The organism is Sphingobium xenophagum (assembly GCF_002288285.1).
GTDB classification, from domain to species: Bacteria; Pseudomonadota; Alphaproteobacteria; order Sphingomonadales; family Sphingomonadaceae; genus Sphingobium; species Sphingobium xenophagum.
In genome coordinates this window covers 1,029,889-1,044,692 of record NZ_CP022745.1, presented here as the reverse complement: position 1 = coordinate 1,044,692, position 14,804 = coordinate 1,029,889, and the positions used below count along the sequence as shown (strand labels likewise).

Below are 14,804 nucleotides of genomic sequence, written 5' to 3'. Positions count from 1 at the left end.
AGATCAGGAGTTCAGGGATTGGCTGAGCAAACGGCTCTGGAAAGGCGAGCCGTTGACCAAGAAGGCCGTGGATACGCGGGTGCGCCGCAATCAGCGAGCCGAGCGCGGATTGCATGGTCTTGGCTATTCCCAATCTACGCTCGATGAGGTCTTCGACGACGGGAAATGGGACGATTTGCTGGCGCAGTTGACGGCGCTGGCAAGCGACCCCGATCCTGACATGGCGATCGTGCGCGCGGTCGTTCCCCAGGCCGAGGATCCCAAGGGCCAGCTCGGCAACATGATCGCCAGCCTGCGACAATATGGCTATTTCCGCGAAGGGCGTGATCCCAATTATTCGGTCGCAGGCGTCGCGGACGAAGACGATGGTGGCGAAAGCCAGGCTGACGAAATTCGCCGCTACGTCCTGGAAAACTATATCAAGCCGGCCCGCCTCAGGGGCGATGCGACCGTCACCATCACCATCGGCGCCCTGAATAACGAGATGGGCCTTCACATGGCCTGGCCGAACATCTGCCAGGCGCTCGAAGGCCGATTGTTCCTGCAACTCGCGAACGTGCCCGCGCCAGCGGCGGAAGGGCCGAAGCAGAGCACGACGCGCAAGCTGACCTACTCGCTGGCGATGGAGACCGAGAGCGTGCCCAGGCATAAGCAATCGCCGACTAACCTGATCCTCTACGGCCCTCCGGGCACCGGCAAGACCTACCGTACCGCCTATGAGGCCGTTTTACTCTGTGACGGCACCGTGGCGTTCGACGAGTCCCCCGAAGGCCGCCAGGCGCTGCTCGACCGCTATCGTGAACTCGAGGCGGAAAAGCGGATCGCCTTCGTCACCTTCCACCAGAATTATGATTATGAGAGCTTCGTCGAGGGCTTGCGGCCGGAGACAGGCGATGGCGAGGGTAACTCGGCCGGCTTCCACCTCGAGGCACGGCCGGGCATCTTCCGCGAAATCTGTGCCCTCGCCGACCAGGCCCGGACCCGACCCGTGACAGCAGCGAGCGCGGCCGGTTTCGACTTTTCGGGCCGGCGCTTCTGGAAGATGGGACAGGGCGCGATCGGCAGCGAAGACGAGGTCTACGACGCGGCGCTGGCGAACCGATACATCGCGCTTGGCTGGGGCGGGACGATCGATTGGAGCGCCGAGCGCTTTTCGACCTTCGATGCCATCAAGGCCGAGTGGCTGGACAAGAATCCGGACGACCCGACCCCGAGCAATTGGACCCAGACCTGGCCGTTCCGCGCCGAGATGAAGATCGGCGACATCGTCATCGTTCCCTACGGCAACACCGCGTTCCGGGCTGTTGCCGAAGTCACTGGCGACTATCGTTATGTTCCCGAGGCCGAGGGCTTCTACGCGCACCGCCGCGATGTGCGCTGGTTGCTCACGCTCGAGGAACCCCTGCCGCTCGACACGATCGTCGATGGCAACTTCACGATGCGCACGCTTTACCCGATCGCCACAAAGCGGGTGAACCTGCCAGCGCTGGCCCGCCTGATCGCCGGTGACAAGGATGCCGCTCCGGCCGAAGCGGTCGCTGGCGAGCCGGAACAGTTCGTGCTCATCATCGACGAGATCAATCGCGCGAACATCTCGAAGGTCTTCGGCGAGCTCATCACGCTGATCGAACCCGACAAGCGTCTCGGTATGGCCAACGCGCTGAGCCTCACCTTGCCCTATTCGAAGAAGCGTGATTTCGGCGTTCCCGCCAATCTCCACATTGTCGGCACGATGAACACCGCGGATCGCTCGATCGCGCTGCTCGACACCGCGCTCAGGCGCCGGTTCACGTTCAGGGAGATGGCGCCGCGCATCGACCTGCTCGGCACCATCGACGGGATTGACCTGCGAGCGGTATTCAGCTCCATCAACGATCGGATCGAGTATCTGATCGACCGCGAACATCGCATCGGCCATGCCTTCTTCATGGGGTGTGAGAATCGCGAAGCGATAGATCTCGTCATGCGCGACAAGGTCATTCCCCTTCTCCAGGAATATTTCTTCGAAGATTGGGGGCGCATCCGGGCCGTCCTTGGCGACGGCTTCATCGGATCGCGCAAGATCGCCCCTCCGCCAGGCTTTGAGGGCGACGACCGCGATAGCTGGTTCGTCCGCGAGCCGTTTTCCGCGGACGCCTTCGAACGGCTGAGCGGGGGCAGCAGCGCCGCCGTCTCGCCCGAATGAGCCATCTGGCCGTCAGCGAGTGGGGGCGCATCGCGGTCCTTGATCGACCGGGCGAAGGAGGCTTCACCCGGCCACAGGCCAATGCCCTGATCGCTGCGGCGCGCGCCCATTCCCTCGGTGGCGACGAAGGCACTACCATATTGCGGGATCATTTCCGGCATCTGACGGCCGGCCAGATGGTTGGCGTGATCGCGGCGCCCGGCTGCAGTCTCGAGATCTTTCCCAAGATCGATCGGCTCGACATCGCGTCGTCCGAGGGGCGACGGACCGTCCGTGAACGGCTGGTGCGGATGCTCGACGTCGCATTGGGCCTCGACATCGGCGACGGTGCCGCGTCCGCGATGGCGAGGCAGGCGGAGGGGCTTCTCGACATTCTGATCCGCCTGTTCGCGGACAAGCTCCTGACGGAGGCGCGGCGGGGTCTTCCGAGGGCCTACCTCCAGCACGAAGATGATCTTCCCGCGCTTCGCGGTCGGCTCAACGTGGTGCGGCAGTTCACCGCCCATGCCGTGCGGCCTGACCGGCTCGCCTGCCGCTTCGACGCGCTGTCGAGCGACATTCCGCTGCTGCAGATCATGAAAGCATGCGTGCTGGCCCTTCGCCGCCATGCCCGCGCCGCCGAGACTGTGCGCAAGCTCGACGAATTGCGCTTCGTGCTCGCCGACATCGCTGATGTGAGCGCCGTTGCTTTGCCTTGGCAGGCGGTGCGGATCGATCGGACCAATCGGCGCTGGGAGGCGCTGTTCGGTCTCGCCCGGCTGTTCCTCAAGCGCGACTGGCAGGCCACCCATCATGATCCGTCGGCCGGACAAGGGATCACGCTCCTGTTCCCGATGAACGAACTGTTCGAGGCGTATATCGCCGCCCTCATGCGGAGGATCTTGCGCCCTGTCGGACTAAGCGTCGAAACGCAGGGCGGCCGGATGTTTTGCCTGATCGAAGAGGGAGACGAGGCACGCCGCCGATTTCAGACCCGGCCCGACATCATCATTCGGGATCGCCAAAGCAATGCGCCGGTCGCGGTCGTCGATACGAAATGGAAGCGCCTGTCGCCGGCAATCGAGCATGCAAAGCACGGGGTCAGTCAGGCCGATGTCTATCAGATGATGGCCTATGGGCAGCTCTATGCCTGCCCCGACCTTACTCTCCTCTATCCGCACCATCCCGGTCTTGGATCGGGTCCGTTCGCAACCGATTACATGATCCACGGCAGTACGGACCGGCTGCATCTGCGGAGCATCGACATCGCGCAACGCGAGGTTGGCATCGCGGCGGATCTTGCGACGATGTTTCAGCGTTGGCGGGCGCAGAATCCACTCGTCACCAAGTAAAATCCGCCGACGGCCCGCTTCCGTCCACCACGCGGCACGACCTGACGTTCTCCACCGCACTGTCGGTCGTGGTGGCCCCGCCAGCGATCGTCACCGCCAGGCCGAGCCCCGGCGCCGCCGGGGCTCGTGGCGAAGGCGACGCAAACCCATTGCCATCGCCGAGCCATAGAGCGCGGTCGCGCCGTCAGGCGCGAGGCGCCGAGGATCAGGCTGGATCGCTGCGCGAGTGTTCAGCATGAGTGTGCGGCTTGGACGGCAATCGTGCTTGCTGCCGCATTAGGTCGCGATACCCGCCCAACGCCAGGGTCTTCGCTTCGCGCACCAGCCGCCGGATCCGCGAACGCAGCGAGTCGGATCGGTCGTTCCAGTCCTCGGCCACGCGCGCCTTGCCAAACAAAACGGCCCCGATCTCGCGCTGGGTCGCGCCGCCGGCCAGCGCGTCATGGACGCGCAGCAACTGGATACCGCGTTCGATCCACGGGTCACGGGGGAACAGCGAGCGGGAAAAGCGGCGATGGCGCTGGAGCTGGAGGAGGCGGCGCAGCGGCAGGATGCCCACCTCGGCGCTGCCGAGCCCATGCAGCCGATAGTGAAGATGGACCATTGTCTCACCGGCGAGCCGGCCTTGCGCGACATCGAGCCGGATATGGTGGCGACCGTCCGAGAGGACGGCATGGTCATAGCCGTCCGGATCGGTGACGACGGTCAGCCAGGCGGCGACTCGTTCCAGATCGAGACCGTCCGGATCGGCGCGATCGGTGGGGATCGCTGCAACGCGCAGCGTTCCAGGGTCCAGATCGGCATGCCAGATGATCCGTGCCTCGGGTGCCGACCGGGCCGGATCTTCAGCGAAAGTGCAGCCCCCACGCGCGCGGATCGACGCGGCCGCGGGTAACGCTGCTCGCCCGGGCATGCCAGGCGATATAATCAGGGTCGCGACGCAGCCACTCCCACATGATCCCGGCGCGATCGATACCGCGCAGCCGTGCGTAAGCTGTGCTCTCGCGCCACGCCTGCAGCAGCGTCACGGGTCGAAACCTGCAACCAGCCCAGAAGCACAGATGCTGCATCGCACAAGACAACTTCTGCGCGCCTGCCCAACATGATATGACACTTCCATGACAGGAGTCGCCCGGCGACGGCTTGAGGCCCCGCCGCCTGGCCCACAGGACCAAGAAAGGGCGATCGCCGGGATTCGGGCAGCACGAGACCCCGCCGACGGTCGCGACAGGACCAGATGCCTTATTCGGGCATGGCGATGCAGCTTGCGCGCATCGTCGAAACGGTCGGCAACACGGATGAGCTTGCGACGGCCATGGCCGCCATCGGCGTGGAGCTGGGATTCCAGTATTTCGCGCTCAGCCATCATGTCGATGTGGCCACGGCCGGTGACGCGGCGATCCGGCTGCATAATTATCCGCAGCGCTGGGCGGACTATTATGATGAAAACGCCCTGGGCGTGAGCGACCCGGTGCATCGCGCCAGCCATGTCACCAGCATCGGCTTCCCATGGTCGCAGATGGCGGCGATGATCCCGCTGACGCCGGGCGACCATCGGATCCTGGCGCTCGGCCGCGCACAGGGCATCGGCGACGGCTTCACCGTTCCGGCCCATGTTCCGGGCGAAGCCCGCGGTTCCTGCTCCTTTGCGAGCGAAGCGGGGCGGCCGCTGCCGCACGTCATGCTGCCGATGGCGCAACTCGCCGGCAATTTCGCATTCGAAGCGGCGCGCCGATTGTGGATGGGACGCGGCGGGCTCCTGATGCGTCCGGGGCCGGCACTGACCGACCGGCAGCGCGACTGCGTCCTGTGGGTTGCGCGTGGCAAGGGCGACTGGGAGATCAGCCGCATCCTGGGGATCAGCGAAGAGACGGTGGCCCGGCATATCAAGCAGGCCTGCGAGCGCTACGGCGTGAACAAGCGGACATTGCTGGTGATCCGGACGCTGTTCGACGGAACGCTCACTTTCTCGGATATCTTCCGCCGCCGATATGCCCCTTTTCGGGCATAGCGCTGCGACCGGCATCTCGCGGACCCTCGGCCGATCACGGCCAAGGGAGCAAGAGCCATGCTGCATATCCTGCAATCCGCCCCGCCGTCCGCGTCGGACGCGGCGCTGCGCGCGATGTTCGCCGCGCGCAAGTCCGTCTTCGTCGACCTGCTCAAATGGGACGTTCCAGTCCTCGAGGGCCGCTATGAAGTCGACCAGTTCGACGATCTCAACGCCACCTATCTGATCCTCGCCGAGCCCGACGGGGCGCATCTGGGCTCGGCGCGCCTGCTGCCAACCATGCGCCCGCACATTCTCGACAGCCTCTATCCGGGCCTGTGCGAGAACGCGCCGCCGCGCGCCCCGGACATTTTCGAGATCACCCGCTTTTGCCTCGACCGCCGGCTGCGCGCTGCCGAGCGCCGCGCGGTGCGCGACACGCTGGTGACTACGCTCGTCGATCATGCGCTGGATCATGGCATCACCGGCTACAGCGCGATCGCCGAAATGGGCTGGTTCCAGCAGATCCTCGCCTTCGGCTGGCGCTGCCGTCCGCTCGGACTGCCGCAAGTCGTCGATGGCGCGATGCTGGCGGCACTGCGCATCGACATCGCCCCCGACACGCCCGGCCTGCTCGCCGCGGCTGGCATCCAGGCGGCACCGGCCATCCGGGACAGCCAGCGCATCGCGGCCTGAGACGAGGAGAACGACGATGATCGACAGGATCGACGACGAGATCGCCGGCAGCGCGCGCGACCTTCTCGACCATGGCTGGTGCCTCCTTGCCGATGCCCTGCCGCCCGCGCAGATCCAAGCGCTCGACGATAAACTGGCGGGTGATTTCGCGGCGACGCCGTTCGGCCAGGGTGGCTTCTACGGCAGCACCACCAAGCGGTTTGGCCGCCTGCTCACGCGCGCGGCCGGCGCCGCGGCGCTGGTCCAGCACCCGCGCATTCTCCGTATCGTCGAGGCCGTGCTCGCGCCCTGGTGCGAGTGCATCCAGCTCAATACGACCCAGGCGATCGCGGTCCATCCCGGCGCACCGGCACAACTGCCGCACCGCGACCAGGACATGTGGCGCGGTCCCGTCGGCGAGATCGAATATCTCGTCAACGTGATGTGGCCGCTGACCGATTTTACGGAGGAAAACGGCGCCACGCTTGTCTGGCCGGAGAGCCATGGCACCAATGCCCTGGCCGAGCCGGACGGCGCGCCTCTCGCCGCGGAAATGGCTCCCGGCGCGGCGCTTCTGTTCCTCGGATCGACGCTCCACGGCGCGGGTGCAAACCGCACACGGGACGTGCGACGCGGAATCGTCATCGGCTACGCCTTGGGCTGGCTGAAGCCCTATGAAAACCAATGGCTCGCCTATCCGCCCGACGTCGCGCGCGCATTCCCGCCAGATCTGGCGGCGCTGGTCGGTTATCGCCAGCATCGGCCCAATCTCGGCAATTTCGAGGGGCAATGCCCTTCGGTGCTGCTGGGCGGGCGCGCGGACCGGCCACTCGGCGCCGTCGATGCGTTGCGGCCCGACCAAGAGGTGCTGGTCGATGCCTATGCACAGGAACAGCGAGAAGCGCCGTGAACGCCGGAGCGACCGCCGAACGGGTCCATGAGGCGCTGCGCCTCCGCATCATGAGCCGTGAATTTCGGCCTGGCGACAGGCTCGATCCGGCGGCGCTGGCCGCGCCGCTCGCCGCGAGCGTGACGCCCGTACGCGACGCGCTCCACCGACTGACTGGCGAGGGCCTGGTGGAGACACGGACCGCCGGCGGCTTCCATGTCCCTGCGCTTGATGAACCCGGCCTCGCGGATCTCTATGACTGGTCGGCCGAACTCGTCCTGCTTGCCATCAACGCATGGCGACGCCCGGCCGCACTTCCGCTCCTTGGCGACCTCGCGGACGATGCGGCCTTGGCCGACCGGACTGCGGCGACGTTTCTGGCCGTTGCCCGCCATTCCGCCAATCGCGAGCATAGGCTCGCGCTCGACCGGCTCAACGCCCGCCTTCACGCCGTCCGGACCGTCGAAGAGCATGTGCTCGACGGCATCCACGCTGAACTGGAGGCGCTGTGGCAGGCCGTCAGGACAGCCGAACGCAAGCACCTGAAAATCCTGTGCCGCAACTATCATCGCCGCCGTCGTCGCGCTGCCGCCGACATCGTGCGGGCCGTCTACCGCGCGGACTGACGCTCACCGCCTGCCAAACAAAATCCATATAGAATCCGTATAAAGTTCGGATAGCCAGCCGCCCTCCATAGTCTGCCATGGCTGCATTTCGCAGCAGGACGAAGGAGTGCATCATGGAACGTGAAGACGAAGTGATCGACCTCGGCACCGCAAGCGTCGAAACCAAGGGCGGCGCCGGCCTGGTCATCGATGCGAAGAACGGCCAGCAGCTCTTCGGCATTGCCGACGACTGACGGCGTCGGCGCGCGGTCCCATGGGATCGCGCGCCGATCCTGGCTTCGATCCTTGGCGTTCAATCATGGGCTTCACCCTTCGCGATGGCATCTCCTTTTGCCGCGTCGGCGACCGGATCATCTTTCTTGATATCGTGGCAGACCGGTATTTCTGCCTGTCGCCAGACGCCGAGCACAGCTTCCGGGCGCTGGCAGAATGGGGCACCCCGCCGCCAGACGATGTGCACCTCCAGGGACTGCTGGCGCGCGGCCTGCTTATGGCGTCGGCGGCTCCGGAGGCACCGGCCGCCTGCCGCCCGATCGTCATGCCGCAAACGAGTATTCTCGATCTGGACCTTCCGTTGCCTGCCTTTGCCGAGACGACCAGCGCTCTGTGCTGCCTTGCCGCCTCGCGCGTACGATTGAAGATGGCAGGTCTCGGCCGGACCCTTTCCTGGCTATCGACCCGCAAGTCGCGCTTGCCGACGTCCCGTGCCCCGCCGGAAGAGCAAATAGAGCGGATCATGGCCGGGTTCGTTTCGGCGGCGCACCTCGCCAGCCAGATCGACCTCTGCCTTGCAAACTCCATCGCGGTGGCATCGCGCATGATCGCGAAGGGCATGCGGCCCGATGTCGTGCTGGGGGTACAACTCGGACCATTCTCCGCCCATTGTTGGGTCCAGCACGATGACCGCCTCGTCAACGACCGCGTCGACATGGTGCGGACCTTCACGCCGATCCTGGTCCTATGACGGGGCGCCGCTTTCTCGCGCAGATCGCGACCACCGCCGAGCCTCTTCCTCCGGGGCGGATCGATAGGGCGCGCAAGGCTGCGGCATTGCTCGTGCCGCTGATCGAAACCGACCGCTTCATGCTGTGGAGCAACCACCGGTACGGGATCGCACAGGTCGGCAGCCATGCGATAGTCGGCGAACTGTTCGATCGTGGCAGCACGCGGCCGGAAACCACGCTTGACGATGCGGCATGGACGGCGATCGCCCAGTCGCGTGGGCGAAAGCTGATCGAACGCTACTGGGGCAGCTATGTCGCCTTCACTACCGACGACACGGGCATGGCGGTCGTACGTGCGCCGATGGGCGATCTCGGATGCTATCATGCCCGGGACGGCGATGTCCTTCTGGTCGCGTCTGATCTGGCCTTGCTCTCGGACTACGGATGTCGCTTCGCCATCAATCGCGGCGCTCTTGCGCGTCAAATCGCCTATCCCGAATGGCGGCGCAGCGAGACCTGCCTCGACGGCGTGGAGGAACTGCGCGGTGGCGATCGACTGCTCGTCTCGGCGAATGGGGCGGACCACGAAACATTATGGTCGCCCTGGGCCTTCGTCGCTCGGGACCGGCTGATCGACGATCCCGCGGAAGCGGCTCGCGCCGTGCGCAACGCGGTGCATCTTGCCGTGCGCGCCCGCGCCGCCGGCCATGATCGAGCCGTCCTGCTGCTCTCGGGGGGGCTCGATTCGGCGATCGTGGCTGCGAGTCTAAAAGCAACCGGCACGGAAGTGACCGGGCTCAACCTTATCGGCGATGACGCCGCGAGCGACGAGAGGCGCTATGCCGCGATGGTCGCCCGGTCGGTCGACATCGAACTGCTGATGCGGACATTCGACCTTGACTGCGTCGATGTCCGCCGCACGGGTGCGGCGCATATGCCCTATCCGGTGCATCGCTGCTTCACGCAGGCGCAGGATTGGGTCGCGGCCGAAATCGCAGAACAGTGCGGAGCCGATATCCTCATCGATGGCGGCGGTGGCGACAATGTCTTCTTCGCTTCGCGCACCGTTTCGATCCTCGCCGACTGCCTTGCCGCTGGCGGTCTGGACAAGCGATTTTGGAGCGCCGCGCGGGCACTCAGCGACTTGGGCCAGACCGGGACATGGGTACTGGCCTGGCGCGCGGTGCATCGCGCCTGGTTGCGCTCGCCCGCCCCGCGCCAGCCGCCGGCAGTGGCGTTTCTCTCTGATGTGGCACGATTGATCATCGCCGACACCGTCGCGCACCCCTGGTTCCTGCCGCCGGCGAGTGTCCTCCCCGGCCGGGCGAGCCATGTTGCCCTGCTCGCCCCAGCGCAGAATCTGGTGGAGGCGATCAATGCCCAGGCGCCCTACCGCACGATTTCACCGCTGGTCTCGCAGCCTGTGGTGGAGGCGTGCCTGCGTGTTCCGAGCTGGCATTGGCTCGCGCCGGGACGGGATCGGGCAACCGCGCGTAGCGCCTTCGCGCCTGATCTCCCCGAAGAAATTATTGCGCGCCGATCAAAAGGCACGCCCACCGGCTTCGTCGCGGCGATCTTTGACCGGCAGCGGCAGGCCATCCGCGACATGCTGCTCGGCGGCCGTCTCGCCGACTTCGGCCTTATCGACGAGGGCAAGCTTGAGAAGGCGCTCTCAAAACCCGGCCCGGTCCGCGATCTGCGCTTCGTGCGAATCATGGAATTGATCGACGCCGAAGCCTGGGCAGCGGCGCAAATTTAGGAATCACAACCGTCCACGACGGTTGGCCGTCTTCTTGAACGCCGGCCTAACGCGTTGCCATTCTCCGCTGCTCGTATGGCTTGAACATGCGACTTACCCGCCGCTACCGCGCGGCAGGTTCAGCTGCAGCTTCATCGGCGAAGCCCGACAATAAACGAACGATCCCCTGAGCAGGATTTGTGCCTGCAACTGGGCGGGCAGCGAGTTGGCAGCCGTTGAAAGCAGACATCAAAGAATCTTGTCCTCACAGACTGGTAGTCGGGTCAGATCAAGCCAGCTTGCCAAAATCATCGGTTGCTTTGGTCGAAGCTTGGAATAATTATCGTGAATCTCAATGATGGCAGTACGCCGGGGGGCAGATGCAGCAGCGACGACGCCGAAGCAACTTGACCGGGTTTCGTCGATAATGGGCGATGCTGGTTCGCCTTTTTCAGCGGCCGAACAAGGCCTGGGCTACATTTTTCAGCCGCGATTTGCACTGCTGAAGATATTGGAGCTTTCCGAGAGTAGCGCAGTCTTCCTTGAGAAGGAAGATGATATCGAGTTCATCTCTGAAAGCGGTATTCGGTCACTTGGTTCGCTCAAGCACAAAGCGGGAGGCGACAAGCTAACCAATCTATCGACCGATTTCTGGAAATCGGTCCGAATTTGGTTAGCTTATTATCGCAAGACTGGCGGCATCGCATCGAACGGCCGTTTCTTGCTATTTTCGACAGCCGAACTAAGCGAGGGCGCGTTCCTCAGCCTGTTCACCGAAAGCGCGGCTGGTGATGACGATCGGGTCGAGCAAGCGCGGGCAGTGCTCGCCACCAGCACATCCGCATTAATCGGCAAGATACGCGAAGAACTCGACCAATTGAGTGAGGACGAGCTCAACGATTTCTACAGCCGCATTACGATCATCGACGCGACACCCCGGATCACCGATTTGCCGGCTTTGATTAACCTCCACCTGCGCACCATCCGGCGGGAATCCCGTACGGCCGTGTTCGAACGCCTCGAAGGCTGGTGGATGGATCTCGCGATCAAGATGCTGAGCGGTGAGCGCAAGGAGCCAATCTACGGCTACGAGGTCTCTGACAAGCTTTCCGCGATCGCCGAGGAGTATCGCAACGACAATCTGCCAATCACCTTCCGGGGGCGCCTTCCCGACGGTCAAATCGACGTCGCCAACGATCCGCGGCTGTTCGTCGAACAACTGCGCATCCTCGATCTCTCGGCGACCCGCATCCGCAATGCCATCATCGACTACTATCGCGCTTTCGAGCAGCGCTCGAGCTGGGCACGCGAGAGTTTGCTGATTTCGGGTGAAATCGAGGAATATGAGGATCGGCTGATCGACGAGTGGTCGCGCTACCGCGAGATCGTTTTCGAGCAATTAAGCGACACCGGCAATGACGAGGCCTGCCTCGTAGCGGGGAAAGAACTCTACCGTTGGGCCGAGATGGAAACTTCAACGCTCCGCATTCGTGAGCGCGTCACCGAACCCTATGTCGTGCGCGGTGCATTCCACATTCTTGCCAATGCGAGCCCGAGACCGCGCGTTTTTTGGCATCCCCGCTTCCTCGACCGCCTGCAACAATTGCTTGGGATCGCTGCATGAAGCGATTGGACGAACGACCGTTTGAGATTCGCAATCTCTTCAACCCTGCCTTTTGCGGCCTTATCCTGATGCGCGCGCTGTGCGGCTATGAGGAAGAGGACGAACGCGGCATGCCCTTTTCGCTCGTGCTGCTAGTGCTGCCTCTCTGTCTTCACAAACGCTCCCGAGACATCCTGCATGCCGGCAATCGTAGCTATCTCCTGAAGCTCATCGCGTCTCACCCCGAGCTGCTCGTCGGCTTTGCGCGTCGGACTACCGATTTGCTGCCCTACGCCTTCGAGGCTTTAGGCTTCCTAATGCAAATGGGCCTGTTTACGGTTGACGCGCACGGGCGGCTAAAGGCAACTCCGGACTGTCAATCGGCGTCCAAAAAGGACCCCCTATCGGCGTCCAAAAGAGACCCCCTTCGTCGAGCAGCGTGACAGGTATGACGGGCGCGCCGTTCGCGCTGGTTGCGGCGTAGGGCGGGCGTAGCCCGACCGGAGGCGCAACCAGCGCGAAGCGTTCTCTGCCGGGTGCCTCGGGCGTCAGCTGCGGTGTTTGAAGCGCCAGCTGTCGTTGCCGGTCTCGACGATGTCGCAGTGGTGGGTAATGCGGTCGAGCAGCGCGGTGGTCATCTTGGGGTCGCCGAAGACAGTCGGCCACTCGCCAAAGGCGAGGTTGGTCGTGACGATGACGGAGGTGCGCTCGTAGAGCTTGCTGAGCAGGTGGAAGAGCAGCTGGCCGCCCGAGCGGGCAAACGGCAGGTAGCCGAGCTCGTCGAGCACCACGAGGTCGAGACGGAACAGCTGGTTCGCAAGCGTGCCGGCCTTGCCGAGGCGGGTCTCCTCCTCGAGCCGGTTCACCAGGTCGACCGTGTTGAAGTAGCGGCCGCGAGCGCCAGCGCGCACGACGTTGGCGGTAATGGCGCTGGCCAGGTGCGTCTTGCCGGTACCCGTTCCGCCGACCAGCACGACGTTGCGCCGACCGGGGAGGAACGAGCCGCTGTGCAGCGAGCGCACCAGCCCCTCGTTGATGGGGGTGTCGTCGAAGACGAAGGCATCGAGGTCCTTCACGGCCGGCAGTTTGGCGGCCGACATCCGGTAGCGGACCGACGCTGCATGGCGGTGGGTCGCCTCGGCACGGAGCAGGTCGGTCAGGATCTCCATCGTCGTGCGCTTGCGCTGCAGCCCGGTGGTCACCGCCTCGTCGAAGGCGCCAGCCATGCCCTTGAGCCCGAGCTCGGCCATGGCCGCCATCATCTCATGCCGCTGCATGGAGACCTCGCAGGCTGTCGTAGCGGTGGCAGTCGGCACGAGGCGGATGGCGTAACGCCAGGTCTTCCGGCGTGACGATGACCAGCGGCCGGGGCGGCTCGCGCCGCCGTGCCAGGATGTTGAGGATGACGTCGTCACTGGTGACACCGGCCAGCAGCGCCTCGCGCACGGCCGCTTCCACCGCTTCCAGCCCGTCGTCGAGCACAGTCGCCAACACCCGCACGAACCGCCGGTCGGCATCATCACCGGCGCCGAGCTTACGCCGCAGTCGTGACAGCGCGGGCGGCAACTCCCAGTCCTGAAACGGCGCGCCGTTGCGCAGGGCGCCCGGCTTGGTCACCAGCACCGGCAGATAGTGCCACGGGTCGTAGATGGTCCGGTCGCGCCCGAAGAACCGGGGATGGTCGGCGACGACTTCACCGTCGCAGCGCACGACAATGCGGTCGGCATAGGCGCGGACCTGCACCGTCCGGCGCACCGCTTTGGCGGAGACGGAGTAGCGGTTGCGGTCGAAGCTTATCAGGCACGTGCCGCTCACCGCGTGCTCGCTCTCGTGGAAGCCGTCGAAGGGCGCGACGACCGGCTGGAGCACGCCACGCTCGGCAGCCCATGCCTGGGCCACCGTCAACTCCTTCTGCTCGGGATGCTGGTGCATGTCCGCCCAGCGGCGACACTCCGCCTCCAGCCAGCCGTTCAGCTCCTCGATGCTGGCAAAGCGCAGGCGTGGCTGGAAGAACCGGCCGCGTGCCGTCTGCACCTGGTTCTCGACCTGGCCCTTTTCCCAGCCGGACGCTGGCGAGCACGCTGTCGGCTCGACCATGTAGTGGTTGGCCATGACCAGGAACCGCCGGTTGAAGACCCGTTCCTTGCCGGTGAACACGCTCGTCACGGCCGTTTTCATGTTGTCGTAGATGCCACGCGTCGGCACGCCCCCGAAGAAGGCGAACGCCCGTGCATGTGCGTCGAACAGCATCTCCTGCGTCTCGCGGGGATAGGCCCGCACGTACATCGCCCGTGACGCGCACAGCCGCACATGGGCGACCTTCAGCCGCATCGGCTTGCCCGCGATCTCGACGTCCTCGTGACTCCAGTCGAACTGGTAGGCCTCGCCCGGCCGGAACAGCAGCGGGATGAACGCCGGTGCATCCATCACGTCGCGACGCCGCGCCTGCCGCCAGCGGGCCGCATAGCGCCGCACCGCGTCGTACGAGCCGTCGAATCCCTCGCGCAGCAGCAGATCGTGGATACGCGTGATGCGCAGCTTCTCGCGCCGGGACCGCGCCTCGTCTTCCTCCAGCAGCGCGTCGAGCCGCGCCTGGAACGGTCCCAACTTCGGTAACGGCTGAACCTCTCGCCGGTAGGCCATGTCCGCCTCCGGCGCCCGAACCGCCTTACGCACCACACCACGCGACAGATGCAGGTCGCGCGCTATCGCCTTGATGGCCTTCCCCGACGCGTGCTCGCGTCGGATCCTCAACACCGTCTCCAATACCAACATCCCGATCTCGCCGCCTGACACACCGCCAAGCGTGCAGCCTAGACCACC

General features: G+C 64.9%; 15 protein-coding genes. 11 read left to right on the top strand and 4 right to left on the bottom strand.

The genetic code is table 11. The features are described from left to right. Positions 1-52: 52 nt before the first annotated feature. Positions 53-2,185: an AAA family ATPase gene (locus CJD35_RS05110; RefSeq protein WP_216628946.1), complete on the top strand. Its 2,133-nt coding sequence runs from the start codon at positions 53-55 to the stop codon at positions 2,183-2,185. After that, a complete protein-coding gene (locus tag CJD35_RS05105) occupies positions 2,182-3,516 on the top strand; it encodes an McrC family protein (protein ID WP_095686830.1) in 1,335 nt (444 codons plus the stop codon). The genes CJD35_RS05110 and CJD35_RS05105 overlap by 4 nt, the downstream gene beginning before the upstream one ends. Before the next feature lie 205 nt (positions 3,517-3,721). On the opposite strand, the gene CJD35_RS05100 is transcribed toward CJD35_RS05105, so the two are convergent. Both CJD35_RS05100 and CJD35_RS23560 read right to left on the bottom strand, forming a co-directional pair. Then, a complete protein-coding gene (locus CJD35_RS05100) occupies positions 3,722-4,429 on the bottom strand; it encodes a DUF2285 domain-containing protein (RefSeq protein ID WP_095686829.1) in 708 nt (235 codons plus the stop codon). Next, positions 4,362-4,586, bottom strand: coding sequence for a transcriptional regulator domain-containing protein (locus tag CJD35_RS23560; RefSeq protein ID WP_380823553.1), 225 nt, complete (start codon positions 4,584-4,586; stop codon positions 4,362-4,364). Before CJD35_RS23560 ends, CJD35_RS05100 begins: the two co-directional genes overlap by 68 nt. Positions 4,587-4,768: 182 nt before the next feature. On the opposite strand from CJD35_RS23560, the gene CJD35_RS05095 reads away from it, so the two are divergent. The 9 genes from CJD35_RS05095 (at position 4,769) to CJD35_RS05060 (ending at position 12,424) form a co-directional block, all read left to right on the top strand. Then, positions 4,769-5,527 carry a helix-turn-helix transcriptional regulator gene (locus tag CJD35_RS05095; RefSeq protein ID WP_095686828.1) on the top strand — a complete coding sequence of 253 codons (759 nt, stop codon included), beginning with the start codon at positions 4,769-4,771 and terminating at the stop codon, positions 5,525-5,527. 57 nt (positions 5,528-5,584) lie between these two features. Further along, complete coding sequence (locus CJD35_RS05090; protein ID WP_095686827.1) at positions 5,585-6,202, top strand: acyl-homoserine-lactone synthase; 618 nt, start codon at positions 5,585-5,587, stop codon at positions 6,200-6,202. Between the two features lie 16 nt (positions 6,203-6,218). After that, positions 6,219-7,091 carry a phytanoyl-CoA dioxygenase family protein gene (locus CJD35_RS05085; protein ID WP_095686826.1) on the top strand — a complete coding sequence of 291 codons (873 nt, stop codon included), beginning with the start codon at positions 6,219-6,221 and terminating at the stop codon, positions 7,089-7,091. Beyond that, the gene (locus tag CJD35_RS05080; protein WP_095686825.1) at positions 7,088-7,696 is read left to right on the top strand and encodes a GntR family transcriptional regulator; all 609 of its coding nucleotides are present in this window, start codon (positions 7,088-7,090) and stop codon (positions 7,694-7,696) included. Before CJD35_RS05085 ends, CJD35_RS05080 begins: the two co-directional genes overlap by 4 nt. 113 nt (positions 7,697-7,809) lie before the next feature. Continuing rightward, positions 7,810-7,929: a benenodin family lasso peptide gene (locus CJD35_RS22350; protein ID WP_157742278.1), complete on the top strand. Its 120-nt coding sequence runs from the start codon at positions 7,810-7,812 to the stop codon at positions 7,927-7,929. A gap of 65 nt (positions 7,930-7,994) precedes the next feature. Beyond that, positions 7,995-8,660, top strand: coding sequence for a lasso peptide biosynthesis B2 protein (locus tag CJD35_RS05075; RefSeq protein ID WP_157742277.1), 666 nt, complete (start codon positions 7,995-7,997; stop codon positions 8,658-8,660). Continuing rightward, positions 8,657-10,399, top strand: a complete 1,743-nt coding sequence (locus CJD35_RS05070; protein WP_095686823.1) for an asparagine synthase-related protein — start codon at positions 8,657-8,659, stop codon at positions 10,397-10,399. Before CJD35_RS05075 ends, CJD35_RS05070 begins: the two co-directional genes overlap by 4 nt. Before the next feature lie 334 nt (positions 10,400-10,733). Continuing rightward, complete coding sequence (locus tag CJD35_RS05065) at positions 10,734-12,002, top strand: ABC-three component system protein (protein WP_216628945.1); 1,269 nt, start codon at positions 10,734-10,736, stop codon at positions 12,000-12,002. Continuing rightward, positions 11,999-12,424 (top strand): three component ABC system middle component, encoded by a 426-nt coding sequence (locus CJD35_RS05060; protein ID WP_174703638.1) that lies wholly within the window; start codon positions 11,999-12,001, stop codon positions 12,422-12,424. The genes CJD35_RS05065 and CJD35_RS05060 overlap by 4 nt, the downstream gene beginning before the upstream one ends. A 105-nt stretch (positions 12,425-12,529) precedes the next feature. Here the strand turns inward: CJD35_RS05060 and istB are convergent, their stop codons facing one another. Then, positions 12,530-13,258 carry an IS21-like element helper ATPase IstB gene (istB, locus tag CJD35_RS05055; RefSeq protein WP_095686818.1) on the bottom strand — a complete coding sequence of 243 codons (729 nt, stop codon included), beginning with the start codon at positions 13,256-13,258 and terminating at the stop codon, positions 12,530-12,532. Beyond that, positions 13,245-14,756 carry an IS21 family transposase gene (istA, locus tag CJD35_RS05050; RefSeq protein WP_095686817.1) on the bottom strand — a complete coding sequence of 504 codons (1,512 nt, stop codon included), beginning with the start codon at positions 14,754-14,756 and terminating at the stop codon, positions 13,245-13,247. Before istA ends, istB begins: the two co-directional genes overlap by 14 nt. Positions 14,757-14,804: the final 48 nt, after the last annotated feature.

What these genes read in the sequence shown, in the direction of transcription:
- CJD35_RS05105 (WP_095686830.1), top strand. Translation starts at nt 2,182, where the DNA reads ATGAGCCATCTGGCCGTCAGCGAGTGGGGGCGCATCGCGGTCCTTGAT.
- CJD35_RS05100 (WP_095686829.1), bottom strand. Translation starts at nt 4,429, where the DNA reads ATGCCCGGGCGAGCAGCGTTACCCGCGGCCGCGTCGATCCGCGCGCGT.
- CJD35_RS23560 (WP_380823553.1), bottom strand. Translation starts at nt 4,586, where the DNA reads ATGCAGCATCTGTGCTTCTGGGCTGGTTGCAGGTTTCGACCCGTGACG.
- CJD35_RS05095 (WP_095686828.1), top strand. Translation starts at nt 4,769, where the DNA reads ATGGCGATGCAGCTTGCGCGCATCGTCGAAACGGTCGGCAACACGGAT.
- CJD35_RS05090 (WP_095686827.1), top strand. Translation starts at nt 5,585, where the DNA reads ATGCTGCATATCCTGCAATCCGCCCCGCCGTCCGCGTCGGACGCGGCG.
- CJD35_RS05085 (WP_095686826.1), top strand. Translation starts at nt 6,219, where the DNA reads ATGATCGACAGGATCGACGACGAGATCGCCGGCAGCGCGCGCGACCTT.
- CJD35_RS22350 (WP_157742278.1), top strand. Translation starts at nt 7,810, where the DNA reads ATGGAACGTGAAGACGAAGTGATCGACCTCGGCACCGCAAGCGTCGAA.
- CJD35_RS05075 (WP_157742277.1), top strand. Translation starts at nt 7,995, where the DNA reads ATGGGCTTCACCCTTCGCGATGGCATCTCCTTTTGCCGCGTCGGCGAC.
- CJD35_RS05070 (WP_095686823.1), top strand. Translation starts at nt 8,657, where the DNA reads ATGACGGGGCGCCGCTTTCTCGCGCAGATCGCGACCACCGCCGAGCCT.
- CJD35_RS05065 (WP_216628945.1), top strand. Translation starts at nt 10,734, where the DNA reads ATGATGGCAGTACGCCGGGGGGCAGATGCAGCAGCGACGACGCCGAAG.
- CJD35_RS05060 (WP_174703638.1), top strand. Translation starts at nt 11,999, where the DNA reads ATGAAGCGATTGGACGAACGACCGTTTGAGATTCGCAATCTCTTCAAC.
- istB (WP_095686818.1), bottom strand. Translation starts at nt 13,258, where the DNA reads ATGCAGCGGCATGAGATGATGGCGGCCATGGCCGAGCTCGGGCTCAAG.
- istA (WP_095686817.1), bottom strand. Translation starts at nt 14,756, where the DNA reads ATGTTGGTATTGGAGACGGTGTTGAGGATCCGACGCGAGCACGCGTCG.